This window comes from Scandinavium sp. NPDC088450 (genome assembly GCF_044900545.1).
In the GTDB taxonomy this organism is placed as follows: domain Bacteria; phylum Pseudomonadota; class Gammaproteobacteria; order Enterobacterales; family Enterobacteriaceae; genus Scandinavium.
On record NZ_JBJDNI010000003.1, the window covers coordinates 36,306 to 54,544 of the forward strand.

Annotated in this window: 16 protein-coding genes and 1 pseudogene; 6 read left to right on the forward strand and 11 right to left on the reverse strand. The window is 53.0% G+C overall.

The window, feature by feature from the left end; all coding sequences use genetic code 11:
- Window positions 1-111: 111 nt before the first annotated feature.
- The 4 genes from ACI2I2_RS04185 to manX all read right to left on the reverse strand — a co-directional run bounded on the left by ACI2I2_RS04185 (window position 112) and on the right by manX (window position 3,318).
- The gene (locus ACI2I2_RS04185) at window positions 112-570 is read right to left on the reverse strand and encodes a DUF986 family protein (RefSeq protein WP_404656758.1); all 459 of its coding nucleotides are present in this window, start codon (window positions 568-570) and stop codon (window positions 112-114) included.
- A gap of 56 nt (window positions 571-626) precedes the next feature.
- Complete coding sequence (locus ACI2I2_RS04190; protein ID WP_330983575.1) at window positions 627-1,478, reverse strand: PTS mannose transporter subunit IID; 852 nt, start codon at window positions 1,476-1,478, stop codon at window positions 627-629.
- A 12-nt stretch (window positions 1,479-1,490) separates the two neighbouring features.
- Window positions 1,491-2,288 (reverse strand): PTS mannose/fructose/sorbose transporter subunit IIC, encoded by a 798-nt coding sequence (locus tag ACI2I2_RS04195; RefSeq protein WP_330983574.1) that lies wholly within the window; start codon window positions 2,286-2,288, stop codon window positions 1,491-1,493.
- Between the two features lie 61 nt (window positions 2,289-2,349).
- Window positions 2,350-3,318 (reverse strand): PTS mannose transporter subunit IIAB, encoded by a 969-nt coding sequence (gene manX / locus ACI2I2_RS04200; protein WP_330983573.1) that lies wholly within the window; start codon window positions 3,316-3,318, stop codon window positions 2,350-2,352.
- A 454-nt stretch (window positions 3,319-3,772) separates the two neighbouring features.
- On the opposite strand from manX, the gene yoaE reads away from it, so the two are divergent.
- On the forward strand, window positions 3,773-5,335 hold the full coding sequence (yoaE, locus tag ACI2I2_RS04205; RefSeq protein ID WP_404656759.1) for a CNNM family cation transport protein YoaE: 1,563 nt from the start codon (window positions 3,773-3,775) through the stop codon (window positions 5,333-5,335).
- Window positions 5,336-5,338: 3 nt separating this feature from the next.
- Here the strand turns inward: yoaE and ACI2I2_RS04210 are convergent, their stop codons facing one another.
- The 4 genes from ACI2I2_RS04210 to pabB all read right to left on the reverse strand — a co-directional run bounded on the left by ACI2I2_RS04210 (window position 5,339) and on the right by pabB (window position 10,536).
- Entirely contained in the window at window positions 5,339-6,931 is a 1,593-nt protein-coding gene (locus ACI2I2_RS04210; protein ID WP_404656760.1) for an EAL domain-containing protein, read from the reverse strand.
- Window positions 6,932-7,059: 128 nt separating this feature from the next.
- Entirely contained in the window at window positions 7,060-8,424 is a 1,365-nt protein-coding gene (gene sdaA, locus ACI2I2_RS04215) for an L-serine ammonia-lyase (protein WP_404656761.1), read from the reverse strand.
- A gap of 174 nt (window positions 8,425-8,598) precedes the next feature.
- A complete protein-coding gene (locus ACI2I2_RS04220) occupies window positions 8,599-9,177 on the reverse strand; it encodes a CoA pyrophosphatase (RefSeq protein WP_330983569.1) in 579 nt (192 codons plus the stop codon).
- Window positions 9,178-9,180: 3 nt separating this feature from the next.
- Window positions 9,181-10,536 (reverse strand): aminodeoxychorismate synthase component 1, encoded by a 1,356-nt coding sequence (pabB, locus tag ACI2I2_RS04225; RefSeq protein ID WP_404656762.1) that lies wholly within the window; start codon window positions 10,534-10,536, stop codon window positions 9,181-9,183.
- 85 nt (window positions 10,537-10,621) lie between these two features.
- Between pabB and ACI2I2_RS04230 the strand changes: the two genes are divergently transcribed.
- Window positions 10,622-10,813 (forward strand): YoaH family protein, encoded by a 192-nt coding sequence (locus tag ACI2I2_RS04230; protein WP_404656763.1) that lies wholly within the window; start codon window positions 10,622-10,624, stop codon window positions 10,811-10,813.
- A 102-nt stretch (window positions 10,814-10,915) separates the two neighbouring features.
- Here the strand turns inward: ACI2I2_RS04230 and ACI2I2_RS04235 are convergent, their stop codons facing one another.
- The 3 genes and pseudogenes from ACI2I2_RS04235 to ACI2I2_RS04245 all read right to left on the reverse strand — a co-directional run.
- A complete protein-coding gene (locus ACI2I2_RS04235; RefSeq protein WP_404656764.1) occupies window positions 10,916-11,260 on the reverse strand; it encodes a RidA family protein in 345 nt (114 codons plus the stop codon).
- Between the two features lie 97 nt (window positions 11,261-11,357).
- A complete protein-coding gene (gene wcaA, locus ACI2I2_RS04240; RefSeq protein ID WP_404656920.1) occupies window positions 11,358-12,188 on the reverse strand; it encodes a colanic acid biosynthesis glycosyltransferase WcaA in 831 nt (276 codons plus the stop codon).
- Between the two features lie 45 nt (window positions 12,189-12,233).
- Window positions 12,234-12,593: pseudogene (locus ACI2I2_RS04245) on the reverse strand (pentapeptide repeat-containing protein); the annotation flags it as partial.
- A 398-nt stretch (window positions 12,594-12,991) separates the two neighbouring features.
- Between ACI2I2_RS04245 and ACI2I2_RS04250 the strand changes: the two are divergent.
- The 4 genes from ACI2I2_RS04250 (at window position 12,992) to fadD (ending at window position 18,199) form a co-directional block, all read left to right on the forward strand.
- The gene (locus ACI2I2_RS04250; RefSeq protein ID WP_404656765.1) at window positions 12,992-14,902 is read left to right on the forward strand and encodes an ATP-dependent DNA helicase; all 1,911 of its coding nucleotides are present in this window, start codon (window positions 12,992-12,994) and stop codon (window positions 14,900-14,902) included.
- A gap of 68 nt (window positions 14,903-14,970) precedes the next feature.
- Window positions 14,971-15,666, forward strand: coding sequence for a tRNA (adenosine(37)-N6)-threonylcarbamoyltransferase complex dimerization subunit type 1 TsaB (tsaB, locus tag ACI2I2_RS04255; RefSeq protein ID WP_404656766.1), 696 nt, complete (start codon window positions 14,971-14,973; stop codon window positions 15,664-15,666).
- Window positions 15,667-15,704: 38 nt separating this feature from the next.
- Entirely contained in the window at window positions 15,705-16,298 is a 594-nt protein-coding gene (locus ACI2I2_RS04260) for a Slp family lipoprotein (RefSeq protein ID WP_404656767.1), read from the forward strand.
- Window positions 16,299-16,513: 215 nt separating this feature from the next.
- The gene (gene fadD, locus ACI2I2_RS04265) at window positions 16,514-18,199 is read left to right on the forward strand and encodes a long-chain-fatty-acid--CoA ligase FadD (protein WP_404656921.1); all 1,686 of its coding nucleotides are present in this window, start codon (window positions 16,514-16,516) and stop codon (window positions 18,197-18,199) included.
- Window positions 18,200-18,239 lie beyond the last annotated feature (40 nt).

The window sequence follows — 18,239 nt, forward strand, 5'->3', positions numbered from 1 at the left end:
GGTAAGTGAATCGTTAATAAATATGAGGGAATTAAAAGAAGGAATATAGCCAGTGCTATACATTAATCTGCACAATATAGCAGCATATATAGCAATGACTATAAATATAACTCATTGAGAGTTAACGAGAAGTTTGTAGATGCGTTCAAGGTCATCAATATTTTTAACCCTGACAAGCAGACGCCGTTGTTCTAATTGCATGACCAGAACACCATCTTCGGATAAATTCATTTCTTTGATTCGGGAATAAGAAATCCACACGTTGCTGAAGAAAAAGCCCTCTTGTTTAAAAATAATTTTTGGCGTGCGGATCCAGAACAGATATAACCCCATCAAAGCCAGAGCACATAATAACCAGGTGGTGATTAACTGACCGTGGGCAGTGATGTTTTGATAAATCAGGATAGCGACCAGACCGACGAAAATCAGGCCATCGACGCGTCCACGGCGGAGCAGGGGAATGGCAAGCCGCGTGGCACCGTGGCGGCCCGGCATGATGAACTGATCGTAAATGGCATACGCGAGCAGGGCCACAATAAACAGCACCAGCACCCAATCCGTGATTGTCATTGAACCTCCAGAAATAAAAAACCGGGGCACAAAGGCCCCGGCGGCATAGCACAATATTACAGACCCAGCAGGCCGACCGCGTAGCCCGCGATACCGATGACGAAGAAGCCAACGATAATCCACAGCGGGTTCACTTTCTTACGCAGCAGCCACATACAGGCGAAGGTCAGCAGCAGCGGCACCAGGCCCGGCATCAGCTGGTCAAGGATAGTCTGCACGGTGGTCACACGAGTTTGACCATCCTGACCGGTGATGGTCGAAACCACCAACGGGATGTTCACGTGCGTCCACTTGTTAACCAGGGCCCCCATGACAAACAGGCCGAGGATTGACGCCCCCTCAGTCAGTTTCTGCAGGAAGCCGCCGCCCATGTCTTTAACGATGTCCACCCCTTTACGGTAGCCGTAAGCCACGCCGTAGTAACGGGTTGCCAGACGCACAGCGTTGAACAGGATGAAGAACAGCAGTGGGCCGAGCAGGCTGCCGCTCATCGCGATACCGGCACCCAGTGCCGCAAACACCGGACGGACGGTACCCCAGAAGATAGGGTCACCCACGCCTGCCAGCGGCCCCATCAGACCGACTTTGATACCGTTGATGGCACCATCGTCAATCTCTGCGCCGTTTGCACGCTGTTCTTCCATCGCCAGCGTCACGCCCAGTACTGGAGCCGCAACGTAAGGATGGGTGTTGAAGAATTCCAGGTGACGTTTAATCGCCTGACGACGCGCTTCGTTGTTTTCCGGATACAGGCGTTTGATAGCCGGCACCATGGAGAAGCAGAAGCCCAGCGCTTGCATACGTTCGAAGTTCCATGAACCCTGGAACAGGTTAGAACGAAGGAACACGCCACGAATGTCACTCTGAGTGAGTTTTTTCTCAGTGGTAGTTTTAGTGATATCAACCATTTCGCTCACCTGTTAGTCCAGTTGGTTATCGAGATCGTTGTTAGCAGCCTGTACCGGGCCACCTGCAACGCGATTGTATTTCGGGCTCAGCTGGATATACAGAATTGCCATGACGGCACCAATCACACCCAGAGCAACCAGGTTGAAGTTGGTGAAAGCTGCGGTAACGAAGCCGAGGTAGAAGAACGGCATCAGGTAGCCAGCACGCATCATGTTGATGACCATTGCGTAACCCACAACCACGATCATGCCACCGGCGATGTTCAGGCCGCCAGTCACCACTTCAGGGATGGCATTCAGCATGCTCTGTACTTCGCTGGTACCGACGGAGATAGCTACGATAACCGCCGGGATAGCGATACGCATTGCCTGCAGGAACAGGGAAGAGACGTGTATCCAGGACAGTGCCGTCAGGTTGCCATTTTCAGCCGCCTTATCTGCCGCGTGCTGGAAGGCTACGGTGATAGTACGAACGATGATGGTCAGAACCTGGCCTGCTGCTGCCAGTGGGATTGCCAGTGCAATACCTGCACCGATGCTTTGATGTCCTGCGATAACCAGAACGGTTGAAATGATGGACGCCAGTGCGGCATCAGGGGCAACCGCCGCACCGATGTTCATCCAGCCCAGGGCGATCATTTCCAGGGTACCACCGATGATAATACCGGTTTTCATGTCACCAAGAACGGCGCCAATCAGGGTACAAGCGACCAGCGGACGGTGGAACTGAAATTCATCGAGTACCGATTCCATACCCGCAATACACGCGACGATGAACACCAGCACAATCTGAAGAGTGGTAATCTCCATTGTACTTCTCCTATAACGTAAGTCTTAAGGTTGAAAATTCAGTGAACAGACAGTGCCGGACTTATTTGCCAACCTTGCCTATCAAATCCATCATTTTCAGTCGCTGATCGGTGGAAACTTTACGCGCTTCCAGTTCGATACCGCGTGCATTCAGTTTGTTGAAGGCTTCGATATCTTTCTCATCAACAGAAATGGCATTGTTGACCTGAGTTTTACCCTGACGGAAAGCCATGCCCCCGATGTTCACCGTGGTGATTTTCACGCCCTGTTCAACGATACGTTCCACGTCGGTCGGGTTAGTAAACAGCAGCATCACGCGCTCGCCTGCATACTGCGGGTTGTTGTAGACGCGGATCATTTTCGCGACATCAACCACGTGCGCAGTCACACCCGGAGGCGCAACCTGAGTCAGCAGGGTTTTACGAACGGTGTCTGCCGCCACTTCGTCGCTGACGACGATAATGCGGGTGACGTTGGTTTCTTTGGTCCAGCGAGTCGCAACCTGACCGTGAATGAGACGGTCATCGATACGCGCCAGGCCGATAACCATGTAGTCATTCGGGCCCATGGGTTTCGCCGGTGCCGCCGCTTTCTGGGCAACAGGGGCTGCCGCAGGAGCTGCTTTCACCGCCGGTTTCGCTTTCAGCGCTTTCACGCCTTCGCGACCGGTTTCCACCGCCAATGCGACCAGCTCGTCAAACCCTGGGTTGTCGTCACGCGCCATCAGCGTTTCAACCAGCATAGGGATGTTGACGCCCGCGATAACTTCGTGATGCTCTTTATCGACGACAATGCGGCTTGCAGCGTTAAACGGACTGCCGCCCCATGTATCAACGAGAAACAGCACACCCTTACTGGTGTCGAGTTTTTCGAGCTGTGCGTTGTACTTCTCGATCAGCGTCTCTGCATTCTCGCCAGGCACGAAATCGATCCAACCCACGTTTTCCTGCTCACCCAACAGCATTTCTGCCGTTTTCAGCAGTTGTTCTGCAGCCCAACCATGTGTGCCTATTACAATAGCAATCGTCACTTGCTACCTCCTTTATTATCGTTGCGTCTAAAGTTCGGACGCTTGATGAACCGTTGGTGGTGACCGAATCGATTCAGATAGGGGTTAGAGTAAAAATGATTTATTACTTCCGTGAATTATTTTAGATAGTGAAAAAATAATTAATGTGATGAAGATCCGTAATTTACTCATCCGGCGGCAATAATTTTGGAGCGCAAAAAATCACCGCAAAACCCATCGGACGAATGCAAAAAGACGTAAATTTTTTTCCGGTTATGCCTTCTCTCTGGTATGTTTATTTTCCGTTTAATAACACAGGAGTATAGGGCATAGCCCGAAGTATGGACCGTCACCGACGTCAGTTCACCCACTGGCACCACGCTGCCACCCTCAATTCCCCATCCCATCGCACCGAGATAGTCACGTCTGTTTTTGACAAGGCGATGACAGCCATTGCCGTGAGCAGGAGCTATTCATGGAACTTTTAATGGACCCCTCAATCTGGGCAGGCCTGCTGACGCTGGTCGTGCTGGAGATTGTTCTTGGTATCGATAACCTGGTGTTTATTGCCATCCTTGCCGACAAGTTGCCACCCAAACAGCGTGATAAAGCGCGTTTGATTGGTTTGTCATTGGCGCTGGTGATGCGTCTTGGCCTGCTGTCGGTCATTTCGTGGATGGTGACCCTGACCCAACCGCTGTTCAGCGTCATGGATTATTCGTTCTCGGGACGAGACCTGATCATGCTGTTCGGGGGTATTTTCCTGTTGTTCAAAGCCACGACAGAGCTGCATGAGCGACTGGAAAACCGTCAACATGACGAAGGGCACGGTAAAGGCTATGCCAGCTTCTGGGTGGTGGTGGCGCAAATTGTGGTGTTGGATGCCGTGTTCTCACTTGATGCGGTGATTACCGCTGTGGGGATGGTGAACCATCTGCCGGTGATGATGGCGGCCGTTGTGATTGCCATGGCAGTGATGTTACTGGCGTCGAAACCGCTGACCAACTTCGTCAACCAGCACCCAACGGTGGTCGTGCTGTGTCTGAGCTTCCTGCTGATGATTGGCCTGAGCCTCGTCGCAGAAGGGTTTGGTTTCCATATTCCGAAAGGCTACCTGTACGCCGCCATTGGCTTCTCGATAATTATCGAGCTGTTTAACCAGATTGCCCGTCGTAACTTTATCAAGCACCAGTCTACCGTGCCGTTGCGTGCCCGTACCGCTGATGCAATCCTCCGTCTGATGGGCGGCCGCAAGCAAAACGTGGTGCAGCACGATGCCGAAAATCCGGTGGCTGTGCCTGTGCCAGAAGGGGCCTTTGCTGATGAAGAACGCTACATGATCAACGGCGTTCTGACACTGGCTTCGCGCTCAGTGCGTAGCATCATGACGCCGCGCGGTGAGATTAGCTGGGTTGATGCCAACCTGAGCGTGGATGAGATCCGTCAGCAGCTGTTATCGTCGCCACACAGTCTGTTCCCGGTGTGTCGTGGTGAGCTGGACGAAATCGTCGGTGTCGTGCGTGCCAAAGAGATGCTGGTGGCGCTGGAAGCGGGCGAAGACGTTGCCGCGATGGCCTCTGCTTCCCCTGCGATTGTGGTGCCGGAAACACTGGACCCGATTAATCTGTTAGGCGTTCTGCGCCGCGCTCGTGGCAGCTTTGTTATCGTCACCGATGAGTTCGGTATGGTGCAGGGGCTGGTGACACCGCTGGACGTGCTGGAAGCGATTGCCGGTGAATTCCCGGATGCTGACGAAACGCCAGAAATCGTCGCCGACGGTGAAGGATGGCTGGTGAAAGGTGGCACTGACCTGCACGCCTTGCAGCAGGTTCTGGGACTGGATCATCTGCGTAATGACGATGATGATATTGCCACCGTGGCAGGCCTGGCGATTGCCGTTAACGGCCATATTCCACAGGCTGGAGATGTGTTGAGCGTCCCGCCGCTGGAGATAACCATCGTTGAGGCGAATAACTATCGAGTCGACCTGGTTCGCGTGGTGAAACAACCTTCGCCGCACGACGACGAAGAAGCGTAATCCTCACAATATAACGGGCAGCACATGCCCGTTATGCTCCTTCGGAGGAGTTGAACCGCCTTCGAGCCAGCGCGGAAATTCAGCTACTGGCATTGGCTTCGCATAAAGATAACCCTGCAAAATATGAACGCCATGACGACGCAGATAATGCGCCTGCTGTGGCGTTTCTACCCCTTCAGCCACCAGTTCAATGTTCAGCTTCTGACCCAAAGCGATGATGATATCCGTCACCGTTGAGTTCACCGCGTCGGTACCAATCGCATTGGTGAAGGATTTATCTATTTTAAGAATGTCCGGTCGGAGCTGTTCCAGCCAGGAAAGAGCGCTGCTGCCGGTGCCAAAATCATCAATCGCCAGACGCACGCCTTTGCGATGCAGCTCCCGCACCAGCCTGTAATCAACGCCCTGAAGATTGTCACGCTCTGTTATCTCGAGGACAAGCTGTTGCTGAGGGCGAGCGTTAAACCAATATTGATTCACATCACGCAGTAAAGCGCCTTGCAGGAAATGGCTGGAGGAAACGTTGATGCTGATATCAAAACGCGGGTCCGCCGGGAAATAGCCAATCTGGCGGATGGTTTCGCTAATCACATAACGCGTCAGCGGCGCGATAAGGTTTTCTCGCTCTGCTACCGGAATAAAGACTTCAGGGGATATCCAGCCCAGGCGAGGATTGTTCCAGCGCAGTAAAATTTCCACGCCGTTGCACCGTTGAGTGCGAGTGTCCAGCTGTGGCTGGCAATAAAGCTCGAATTCACGTCTTTCCATGCCAACCATGATTTCACGCGTGAAACTCATCCTTCCGGCTGTCGCAAACCACGAAATGCCTGCCAATAACAAGCTCAGAATGAGTGCCAGCGGGGCCTGTGACGGAAGGTCATCCAGCGCGAGCGCTGTTGCGCCGGGCGTGGTCACGCTGATGCCGAACGGAAAAAGCTCAGACTGGCGAGTGACAACTTCTTCGCCGTCAGCCAGCTGTATCTGATCACTGATCCCCTGAGATTCGCTGTAGTAACGGTTTCCCACAGAGACAATGACCCGCTGGATCATCGGCTGTTGAGGCTCCAGTAAAAGGGAACTGACGAGATGAATATTAATCGTCAGCATGACCCCATCCTCGCCGTCAGCAGAGGCCGGATACCACTGAATCAGGATGGGCGAGCCTTTAAGCAGGGATTGGTCAATCGACAGCAACAATCTGGACTGAGCAGAAGGGAGTTCGGGCTGATTTTCCCGCAGAGCAACATCACGATCGCCGAAAACACTGGAGCAGTAAATCACGCCCGATTTCACCAACGCGATAGAACGCAATGTTTGTAATGCGGCGGCTTGTTTGCGCATGGGCAGGTGAACCGCTTCACAGCTTTGCCCCACCAGATTCACCAGCTCATGACGTTTCCCGGCAACGGGCATCAATACTTTGTCGAGGGTTTCCACGGCGTGGCGAGCGTAAGCGTCAATCCGTTGCTGATTTACGCTACGCTGCGAAATAAATCGCAGGCCAAAGGTCAGGAATAACGCCAGCAGCGCAACCAGCAAGCAAATCACAATTCGCTTGCGACGATATCCCATGATCAGGTTCTGAGCTGTTTGCATGACGCGCATCCGCACCGGTGAACACCGACCAGAATGTCAGCGTTAACAGAGCAAGTGTAGTGCTCTGTTGCTAAAAAAAGGGGAAAGGCATAAAAAATCGCCCATCTGGGGGAGATGGGCGAGGGGGATTAGTCACATTGCACTTTGATGGCCAGGCCGCCACGCGAGGTTTCGCGGTACTTGGCGTTCATGTCTTTGCCGGTCTCGTACATGGTTTCAATGACTTTATCGAGCGAAACACGCGGTTCGCTGGTACGACGCATCGCCATGCGAGCGGAGTTGATAGCCTTCACGGAGGCAATCGCATTACGCTCAATACAAGGCACCTGCACCTGCCCGGCAACCGGGTCGCAGGTGAGGCCGAGGTTGTGTTCCATCCCAATTTCTGCGGCCACACAAACCTGTTCAGGGCTTGCGCCCAGCAGTTCTGCAAGGCCAGCTGCGGCCATCGAACAGGCCACACCGACTTCTCCCTGACAGCCAACTTCCGCACCGGAAATAGAGGCGTTCATTTTGTACAGCGCGCCAATCGCACCGGATGCGAGGAAGTAGCGAATATAACTTTCTGGGCTCACCGGCTCGATAAAGTGGTTGTAGTATGCCAGCACCGCCGGAACGATACCGCACGCGCCATTGGTTGGCGCAGTGACCACACGGCCACCCGCGGCGTTTTCTTCGTTCACTGCGAGCGCAAACATGTTGACCCAGTCAACGACGGTCATCGGATCGCTGTTGGTTTTGTCCTGGCTAACCAGCATACGACGAAGAGCAGCCGCACGACGTGGGACACGCAATGGCCCCGGCAACACGCCTTCGGTATTCAAACCGCGATCGATACAGGCCTGCATGGTCTGCCAGACGTTAGCAAAATAGTCTTCAATCTCTTTTTTGCTGTGCAGCGCCAGTTCGTTCTGCATCACCATGCCGGAAAGTGACAGGCCGGTCTCTTTGCAGTAATCCAGCATCTCTTTGGCAGACTTAAACGGATACGGCACCTTCACGTCACCGCTGACGTCCTGACCAAAATGCTCTTCATCGACGATGAATCCGCCGCCGATGGAGTAATAGGTTTTGCTGTAAATGACTTTTTCACCCGCGAAAGCATGAATCGACATGCCGTTTTCATGCAGAGAGAGGTTGTCACTGCGAAAACGCATGCCGTCATCCTGCGGGAAATCCACCTCGCGACGGCCCTGCGCCAGCAGCAGACGCCCACGAGATTCCACATCACGGATAAACGCCGGGATGGCGTCGATATCGACGGTATCAGGCATGTTGCCTGCCAGACCCATAATAATGGCGATATCGGTATGGTGGCCTTTGCCGGTCAATGACAGTGAACCATAAACGTCAACCGCCACGCGGGTAACGTCATCGATCATTCCCTTTTCGACCAGGTCATCGACGAACTGTTTACCGGCCTTCATCGGGCCTACAGTGTGGGAAGATGAGGGGCCAATCCCCACCTTGAACATGTCGAATATACTAATCACGCTAACACTCCTGACAGGGTTACCGGAAAGCTCCGATAACGATGTAATAACTGCGCATAGTGTAAGAGGGAACCGGTAACGCAGCTTAACTATTCACATGAATTAAACTAATGCTTCACCTTGAATTTACTAATAGCGTAAAGCGGATCACATTAGCCCTATACCACAGTATAGTTAGGGTTTAAGACCTACTTGTAGCGCCAGCTCACGAATAATGCCTGCGGTCATTCCCCAGACAAAATAATGCTGATACCACGAGAGCCATACGCGGTGTGAATTGCCGCGGCGATGGATATCCAGCGGGTGATAGCGCCCAAGGCGCAGTGCTTCGGCGAGCGGCATTTCGAAGACCGCAGCGACTTCATCTTCGCTTGCATGATAATGAAGGTCAGGGGGGATGATGCCCACGACAGGCGTGACCTGAAAACCTGTCACACTATCCACGGGGGGCAGCACGCCCAGGATTTCAACCGAAGAGGGCGGAATGGCCACTTCTTCCTGCGCTTCACGCAGTGCCGCGGCTATCAGCGACGCATCGCTGCTGTCGACTGCGCCACCGGGAAAAGCGACTTGCCCGGCATGTTTGCGCAGGTGAGAAGAGCGTTTGGTTAACAGCAGGCCCGGTTCTTCCCGGCGCACGATGGGGATCAGCACCGCCGCTTTTCTTTGATTCAGCGAGGCCCGGGTCGCTTGTGGGCGCAAAAGCTGAAAGCGGGAAATAAACTCATCAAGTTTCAGGTCCGGGTGCGGCATGCGTTAAGACTCCAGTTGTCGCAGGATACGGTTAACTTTATCAAAGGTTTCCTGATATTCCGCTTGCTCTTCACTGTCGGCGACGATACCGCCCCCGGCAGAGCAAGAGAGCTTACCCTGCGTTGCCGTCAGTGTGCGGATAGTAATGCTGGTGTCCATTGTGCCGCAAAAACTGAGATAGCCGATGCTGCCACACCACGCATTACGGCGATGTGGCTCCAGTTCATCAATGATTTCCATCGCCCTGACTTTAGGCGCGCCGGTTATCGACCCGCCAGGAAACGCTGCGCGCAGCAGATCGGTGGCGTGCAGGTTATCAGGCAATTCAGCAGTTATTGTACTCACCAGATGATGCACCGCCGGGAAAGGCTCAACGACAAACAATTCGGGGACACGAACGCTACCGGGCACGGCAACGCGACCAATATCATTGCGCATCAAATCAACAATCATCAGATTTTCAGCCCGGTCTTTTGGTGAAAGCCGGAGCTTTTCTGCCTGTTGCGCATCGGCGACCGGGTCGGACAGACGCGGCAGCGTGCCTTTAATTGGGCGAGTCTGGATATGGCCCGCCCCAAGCTGAATAAAACGCTCAGGCGAAAGACTCAAAATGGCGCTTTCTGGCAAACGGAGAAACGCACTGAAAGGCGCGCGGTTTGAAGCGTTCAGGTGCTTAAATGCCTGCCATTCGTCGCCGCGATAATCGGCCTGAAAACGCTGAGCAAGATTGACCTGATAACAGTCGCCGCTTTGCAGATACGCCTGAATCTGACGAAACTTTTCACCATAGGTTTCGCGCGTCATGTTGGATTGCCAGGCGGAAGTCAGCTCGAAATCGGTGGTCTTAGCGTTTGAACCGCTTTCTAGCCAGGCGAGGCGCTGTTTCGGATCGTCATAGCTCAGTAACGACACGACTTCGCGGTGATGGTCAACAATCAACGCCCAGCGGTAAATCCCGACGGCCATATCTGGCGTATCAATATCGGCCTTTGCATGTTCCGGCAGGGATTCGAAACGACGGCCAAGATCATAACCGAACAAACCCAGTGCGCCGCCCTGGAAGGGAAAATCTGCATTTGTTTGCGGGTTAATCTGATGCTTTCTGAGGGCCTGTTTCAGTAACAACAACGGATCATCGGCAGATTCACAAATATGACCATCTTCTTCAATGCGTGTGATCTTCCCGCAAGTTTGCAACGTCGCGACGGGATCGGCGACCAGGATATCAAAACGGTTGTGAGCATGGTCTGCGTGCCCGGAGTGCAGCAGCATTGCCCAGGGCAGGGAAGAAAGCGGGGAAAAATAGTGTTCAGCGGCATCCGCGCGCCAGGGAAGCGTAATGACTGCAGGGGACAACATCGACCTCAATCCATCTGCGCCACCTGCTGGCTATGTGGCAGGCGGCATGAAATAATAAACGCCAACAATGTAGCAGGAGTTCACCATGTTTGCAGGTTTACCTTCACTGAGTCATGAGCAACAACAACAAGCCGTCGAGCGCATTCAGGAATTGATGACACAGGGAATGAGTAGCGGGGAAGCAATCCAACTGGTGGCGAAAGAAATACGCGCCAGTCATACCGGCGAACAGATAGTGGCTCGCTTCGAGGATGAGGACGAAGACGAAGACGAGTAATGCTTTCTTGCCTGGCGGCGCTTTGCTGGCACAGGCCTACTCTTCACCCTTTGCGGGTTAAGTAGGCCGGGTAAACGTAGTGCCACCCGGCGAAGGGGCTAATCAGGCAGCAGCAACAATCTTAATCTCAACTTTGTACTGCGGTTTCATCAACCCGGCCTGCACGGTGCAACGCACCGGCGCATGACCGGCCACCACCCACGCATCCCACGCTTTATTCATTGCAGCAAAATCTGCTTTATCGGCAAGAAAAATGGTCGCGTCGAGAATGCGAGATTTATCGCTACCCTGTTTTTCCAGGATTTTATCAATCTGCGCCAGGGTATTGGCGGTTTGTTCAAAGGCATCCGCATCCAGGTTTTCCGGTACGCCGGTGTAGTAAATTGTCTGGTTATGGATCACAACATCAGACCAGCGGGCTTCTGCATCAATACGAACAATCGTCATTTCAGTGTCCTCTTAAGCTTCCATTTAAACGCGGCAAGAGTGCCACAATGTGGCGGCTGCGTCACCCATTTGAAGGGCTTGCCTTATTGTACCGAGCTTAATATTTCTGCTTGCGTACGGTCAGTTTATCGGTGACGAAGCGCTTCAGATTGCGTAGCGTCAGGAGCCTTAACAACGTCCGGGTCGACATTTTTTTATGCCGAATGGCGTAGAATGTGAATAGCTGGTACTTGCGGCTGGATTTATCAAAGTGAGCTTTATGCTTTCTGTAAAAATCCAGGTAGCCCGAAAATTTTTTCCTTGATTGAGTGATCCTGACTTCGCCATGGTTAACATACAGAATTTGCGTACAGGCCTTCACTTTGTAGGGTGGGCCATATTCAAGACTCAGTCGGTAAAACGCGTCGTAGTCTTGTGCTGCTGATAAATTCACATCAAAAAGAATATGGCGCAGCCTTTGTGTGAGCGTGAAAATTTGGTTGCCAACAATATTGCGCTTACAGAAGAGTTTTGGCGTAAAGGCAGGTTTCGGATAGAGACGTAATTCTTCAATGCTGGTGTAATTTTTATTTTCACAAACATAATCATCTGCATAGAGAAATGAAAAATTCGCCAACAAATGCTGATGCTGCATAAAAGCGGTCAATCGGTTTGGCAGCCACTCATCGTCATCATCAATCCCTGCGATGTACTTGCCTTGGGCTTGCTCAATGGCCTGGTTTCGGACACCACAGGCACCTGATGAGAAATCATTGAAAATATAACGAACCCTTGAATCAGCAAGGTCCTCTATAAAAGCCAGCAATGTACTGTTGTCTGGCGAATTATCGTCGATAACGATCAACTCCCAATGAGGGTAGTCTTGCTTTAACACTGACTGAATTGCACGAATCGCGAGCGCTTCACGGTTCCATGTGGGCATATAGATCGAGACCGTACGCTCAGGGCTGGCAGGTCCATCGGCATCCTCAAGGCTAAAGGTATCCTTGAATGTTGCCGCTTCAATGTTGCTTCCTGTCAGACAGAGTCCGGTGATATCTGTATTGTGAAACTCACATCCAGAGATATCGCAAAAACTGAGATTAACGGCGCTCAGGGAAGTGGATGAAAACGTACAACCAGACAAATTGCTGTGCGACAGATCAGCACCTGACAGATCCACAAACTCAAAGCAGAGTGAACTGAGGTCAGAGAAGCGAAGGTCTGCGCCCTGTAAATTCAGATAGTCGAATGTACCTTTTTTAAATTTTTCATGCTGCATTTGCAGTTGTTTTAATAATCTTTTCTTTGTGCAACCTGGCATGTGCGTATTCACCCTATAAATGAAACTCATCTTCTAACGATGGGAGGGAAGACGAAGTATTGAAAGTATGCCCTGCTTGACTCAATGGCATGTCGCCCTGACGTGATATAAATGAAACAACCTGACAGGAATCTAACCGGTGCCTGGATGATACTGTGTTGAACGGAAAAATTAACGCCGGCATTATAGAAAAAGTATTTTTAGGAATTTCATTAGCGTGATTGTTTGTTTTCGGTAAATGGAATTGCTCGGAAAGTTAATTCTGTGAGGGGCTCACTTTTTTTTATTTTTGTTTGATTCAGAGAATCAGGTTAATCGTTTTATAAAGTATGAGGTGCACCTGATTAACCTGTGCGCCTCAACGCACTTTGGCTGGCACATCTCCCCCTGCACTGACATAATCACTGTCCAGATTTACAGGGGGCAGTGTGACGGACGATTTTGCAACAGACGGGCAGCTCGCGAAAGCGATCCCCGGATTCAAACCCCGCGAACCGCAGCGGCAGATGGCTGAGGCGGTGACGCACGCCATCAATGAAACGCGCCCGCTGGTGGTTGAAGCGGGCACCGGCACAGGCAAAACCTACGCTTACCTTGCCCCTGCGCTGCGCGCCAATAAAAAAGTCATTATTTCTACGGGCTCTAAAGCGTTGCAGGATCAGCTTTACAGCCGCGATTTGCCTACAGTGGCAAAGGCTCTGGACTTTAAAGGCCGAGTCGCGTTGTTAAAAGGGCGCTCGAACTATCTGTGTCTGGAGCGCCTTGAGCAACAGGCGTTGGCCGGTGGCGATTTACCGGTTCAGACGCTGAGTGACGTCATTCTTCTGCGCAGTTGGTCAAATCAGACGGTGGATGGCGACATCAGCACCTGCGTTAGCGTCGCTGAAGATTCACAGGCCTGGCCGCTGGTCACCAGTACTAATGACAACTGCCTTGGCAGTGACTGCCCGCTTTACAAAGACTGTTTTGTGGTGAAAGCGCGTAAAAAAGCGATGGATGCTGACGTGGTGGTGGTGAACCATCACCTGTTCCTGGCGGATATGGTGGTGAAAGAGAGCGGCTTTGCGGAGTTGATCCCCGAGGCGGAAGTGATGATTTTCGATGAAGCCCATCAACTTCCTGATATTGCCAGCCAGTATTTCGGCCAGTCGCTTTCCAGCCGCCAGCTTCTGGATATGGCAAAAGACATCACCATTGCCTATCGCACGGAACTGAAAGACACCCAGCAGCTCCAGAAATGTTCGGATCGTCTGGCGCAAGCGACGCAGGATTTTCGTCTGCAGCTTGGTGAACCCGGCTATCGGGGCAATTTACGTGAGCTGCTGGCTGACAGCGGCATTCAGCGTGCTTTGCTGCTGCTCGATGATGCGCTCGAACTCTGTTATGACGTGGCGAAACTCTCGCTTGGTCGCTCCGCCTTGCTGGATGCGGCATTTGAACGCGCCACGCTTTATCGCGCACGACTCAAACGTTTAAAAGAGATCAACCAGCCTGGTTTCAGCTACTGGTACGAATGTACTTCCCGGCATTTCACGCTGGCGTTAACGCCGCTGACGGTAGCCGACAAATTTAAAGAAGTGATGGCACAAAAAGAGGGGAGCTGGATTTTCACCTCTGCGACGCTGTCGGTAAATGACGATTTGCATCACTTCACCGCTCGCCTGGGCATTGACGACGCGCAATCGTTATTGCTGCCCAGCCCCTTCGACTACGCGACGCAAGCCTTGCTGTGCGTACCGCGAAACTTGCCGTCACCGAACCAGCCCGGTGGCGCTAAGCAATTGGCCACCATGCTGCGCCCAATGATTGAAGCGAACAATGGCCGCTGCTTTATGCTTTGCACCTCGCACGCCATGATGCGCGAGCTGGCAGAGCATTTCCGTGCGATGCTGGATTTGCCGGTTTTATTGCAGGGCGAAACCAGCAAAGGCCAGTTGCTTCAACAATTTGTGAGTGCGGGCAACGCGCTACTGGTAGCGACCAGCAGCTTCTGGGAAGGGGTGGATGTGCGCGGCGATACGCTTTCGTTAGTGATAATCGATAAGCTGCCGTTCACCTCTCCGGAAGATCCGTTGCTGAAAGCGCGCATGGAAGATTGCCGTTTACGTGGCGGCGATCCTTTCGATGAAGTCCAGTTACCGGATGCGGTTATCACTCTGAAGCAAGGAGTCGGGCGTTTAATTCGTGATGTGGACGACCGTGGCGTGTTGGTGATTTGCGATAACCGCCTGGTGATGCGTCCTTACGGGGCTGTGTTCCTGTCGAGCTTACCGCCGACACCTCGAACCCGTGATATCAGCCGTGCCGTGCGCTTTCTTGCCGGGTTGTCACTAACGTAATTTGTGACGAACTGTGTTAAGATGCGCGCCTTTTTTATTGAACGCTACCTGCGAGAGCGCAACGTCCTATGCGAATTCTGGCTATTGATACCGCCACGGAGGCCTGTTCCGCGGCCCTGTGGAATGACGGTGCCATCCGTGCTCATTTCGAGCTTTGTCCACGCGAACACACCCAACGCATTCTGCCTTTGGTGCAGGATACTCTGACTGAAACCGGCATCATGCTCACCGAGCTTGATGCGCTGGCGTTTGGCCGTGGCCCGGGCAGTTTTACCGGGGTGCGCATCGGGATTGGGATTGCACAAGGCCTGGCGCTTGGGGCGAATCTGCCGATGATCGGCGTCTCAACGCTTGCCACCATGGCGCAGGGCGCGTTTCGCAAAACAGGCGCAACCCGTGTGCTGGCCGCGATTGACGCGCGCATGGGCGAAGTGTATTGGGCTGAATATCAGCGTGATGAGCAGGGTGTCTGGCAGGGCGAAGCGACTGAAGCGGTGCTCAAACCAGAAGCCGTTAATGCCCGTTTGAAGCAACTTAGCGGTGAGTGGGCTACTGTGGGAACGGGCTGGGCAGCGTGGCCGGATATGGCCGCTGACAGTGCGGTATCGCTGGTCGATGGCGACGTTTTATTACCCGCGGCAGAAGACATGTTGCCTCTGGCTGTACACCAGCTTTCTCTGGGCCACACTGTTGCCGTAGAACATGCCGAACCGGTTTATTTACGCAATGAAGTGGCGTGGAAGAAACTTCCTGGCCGGGAATGAATCTCAGTATATATCGCTGAGAATAAAGGAGTGGCACCATGGCGAGTCAAAAACAGGTTGTGCGTGGATTACTGGCTGGGCTGGTGATGGCAGCATTAAGTGGCTGTGTTTCCGTTCCCGATGAAATCAAAGGCACCAGCCCGACACCGCAGCAGGATCTGACCCGTGTAATGGCGGCCCCGCAGCTGTATGTCGGTCAGGAAGCGCGCTTTGGCGGGAAAGTCGTTAACGTGCTGAACCAGCAGGGCAAAACCCGGCTTGAAATTGCGACCGTCCCGTTGGATGAAGGGGCTCGACCAGCACTTGGCACACCATCCCCTGGGCGTGTTTACGCCGATGTAAATGGCTTCCTCGACCCTGTCGATTTCCGCAATCAGTTGGTCACCGTCGTGGGGCCGATTACCGGCACGCAAAAAGGGAAAATTGGCTCGGCGGAATATACCTACCTGGTCATGCAGGCCACAGGCTTTAAACGCTGGCGTATTACGCAGCAAGTCGTGATGCCGCCTCAGCCGATTGACCCGTACTGGGGTGGTGGCTGCTACCGCCATCGTTGTGGTTATCCTGGCTACGGTGGCTGGGGCTGGTACAACCCAGGCCCGGCACAGGTACAGACTATCGTAACCGAATAATAGATTGATTTTGTTAGCTTAAGTGACAGCGGCTGGTCCGCTGTTTCTTTTTGGTGGGATGGACTCCCGGACATAAGAAAAATAAATAGTGACGCGCTTCGCAACCTTAAATCCGATTAATTAATAAACTGGTACGATTAGTTAATATGTTGTTAATGGTTTGTTTATTAACAGGGGTTGTGATGACGACGAATTCTCATTTCAGAGGTGATGCATTGAAAAAGGTTTGGCTTAACCGTTACCCCGCTGATGTCCCGGCGGAGATCGATCCTGACCGTTATCAATCCCTGGTAGATTTGTTCGAACAGGCGACAACCCGTTTTGCTGACCAGCCCGCGTTTACCAACATGGGCGAGGTGATGACATTCCGTAAGCTCGAAGAGCGCAGCCGTGCGTTTGCCGCCTATCTGCAAGAAGGGCTTGGCCTGCAAAAAGGCGACCGTGTGGCGCTGATGATGCCGAACCTGCTGCAATATCCGGTGGCGCTGTTTGGCATTCTGCGAGCCGGCATGATTGTGGTAAACGTGAACCCACTTTACACACCGCGTGAGCTTGAGCATCAGCTCAACGACAGCGGAGCCAGCGCGATTGTGATTGTCTCCAACTTTGCCCACACGCTGGAAAAAGTGGTCGAGAAAACGCAGGTTCGCCACGTGATCCTGACGCGTATGGGCGACCAGCTCTCCACAGCCAAAGGCACACTGGTCAACTTTGTGGTGAAATATATCAAGCGTCTGGTGCCGAAATACCATCTGCCGGATGCCATCTCATTCCGTCGTGCTCTGCAACAGGGCTACCGGATGCAGTACGTCAAACCGGAGGTGGTCTCTGAAGATCTGGCATTCCTGCAATACACCGGCGGGACAACCGGCGTTGCCAAAGGCGCGATGCTGACGCACCGTAATATGCTGGCAAATCTCGCGCAGGTTCACGCCACTTACGGGCCGTTGTTCCATCCAGGTAAAGAACTGGTGGTGACCGCGCTGCCGCTCTATCACATCTTTGCGCTGACCATGAACTGCCTGCTGTTTATTGAACTGGGCGGACAAAACCTGCTGATCACCAACCCACGTGATATTCCGGGATTAGTGAAAGAACTGGCGAAATATCCGTTCACTGCCATTACGGGGGTGAACACTTTGTTCAATGCGCTGTTGAACAACAAAGAGTTCCAGCAGCTCGATTTCTCCACCATGCGCCTTTCTGCGGGTGGCGGCATGCCCGTTCAGCAAGTCGTGGCTGAACGTTGGGTAAAACTGACCGGGCGCTATTTGCTGGAAGGTTATGGCCTGACAGAGTGCGCACCGCTGGTCAGTGTGAACCCGCACGATATAGACTATCACAGCGGCAGTATTGGCCTGCCGGTGCCGTCCACGGAAGTGAAGCTGGTGGACGACGACAATAACGAAGTCGCGCCGGGTGAACCGGGTGAGCTGTGTGTCAAAGGCCCCCAGGTGATGTTGGGTTACTGGCAACGTCCGGACGCCACCGATGAAATCATCAAGAACGGCTGGCTGCATACCGGTGATATCGCGGTGATGGACGAAGAGGGCTTTATGCGCATCGTCGACCGTAAGAAGGACATGATCCTGGTATCGGGCTTTAACGTGTATCCGAACGAAATTGAAGACGTTGTGATGCAGCACTCAGGCGTGCAGGAAGTGGCGGCCGTTGGCGTGCCTTCTGGCAGCAGCGGCGAAGCGGTGAAGATCTTTGTGGTTAAGAAAGACGCCTCGCTGACCGAAGAAGCGCTGATTACGTTTTGTCGCCGCCAACTGACCGGCTACAAAGTGCCGAAGCTGGTTGAGTTCCGCGATGAGCTGCCGAAATCGAATGTTGGAAAGATTTTGCGACGAGAACTTCGTGACGAAGCCCGCGCTAAAGTGGACAATAAAGCCTGAGCTATACGTCAGTCGCCATCAGACGCCGGTTAAGCCGGCG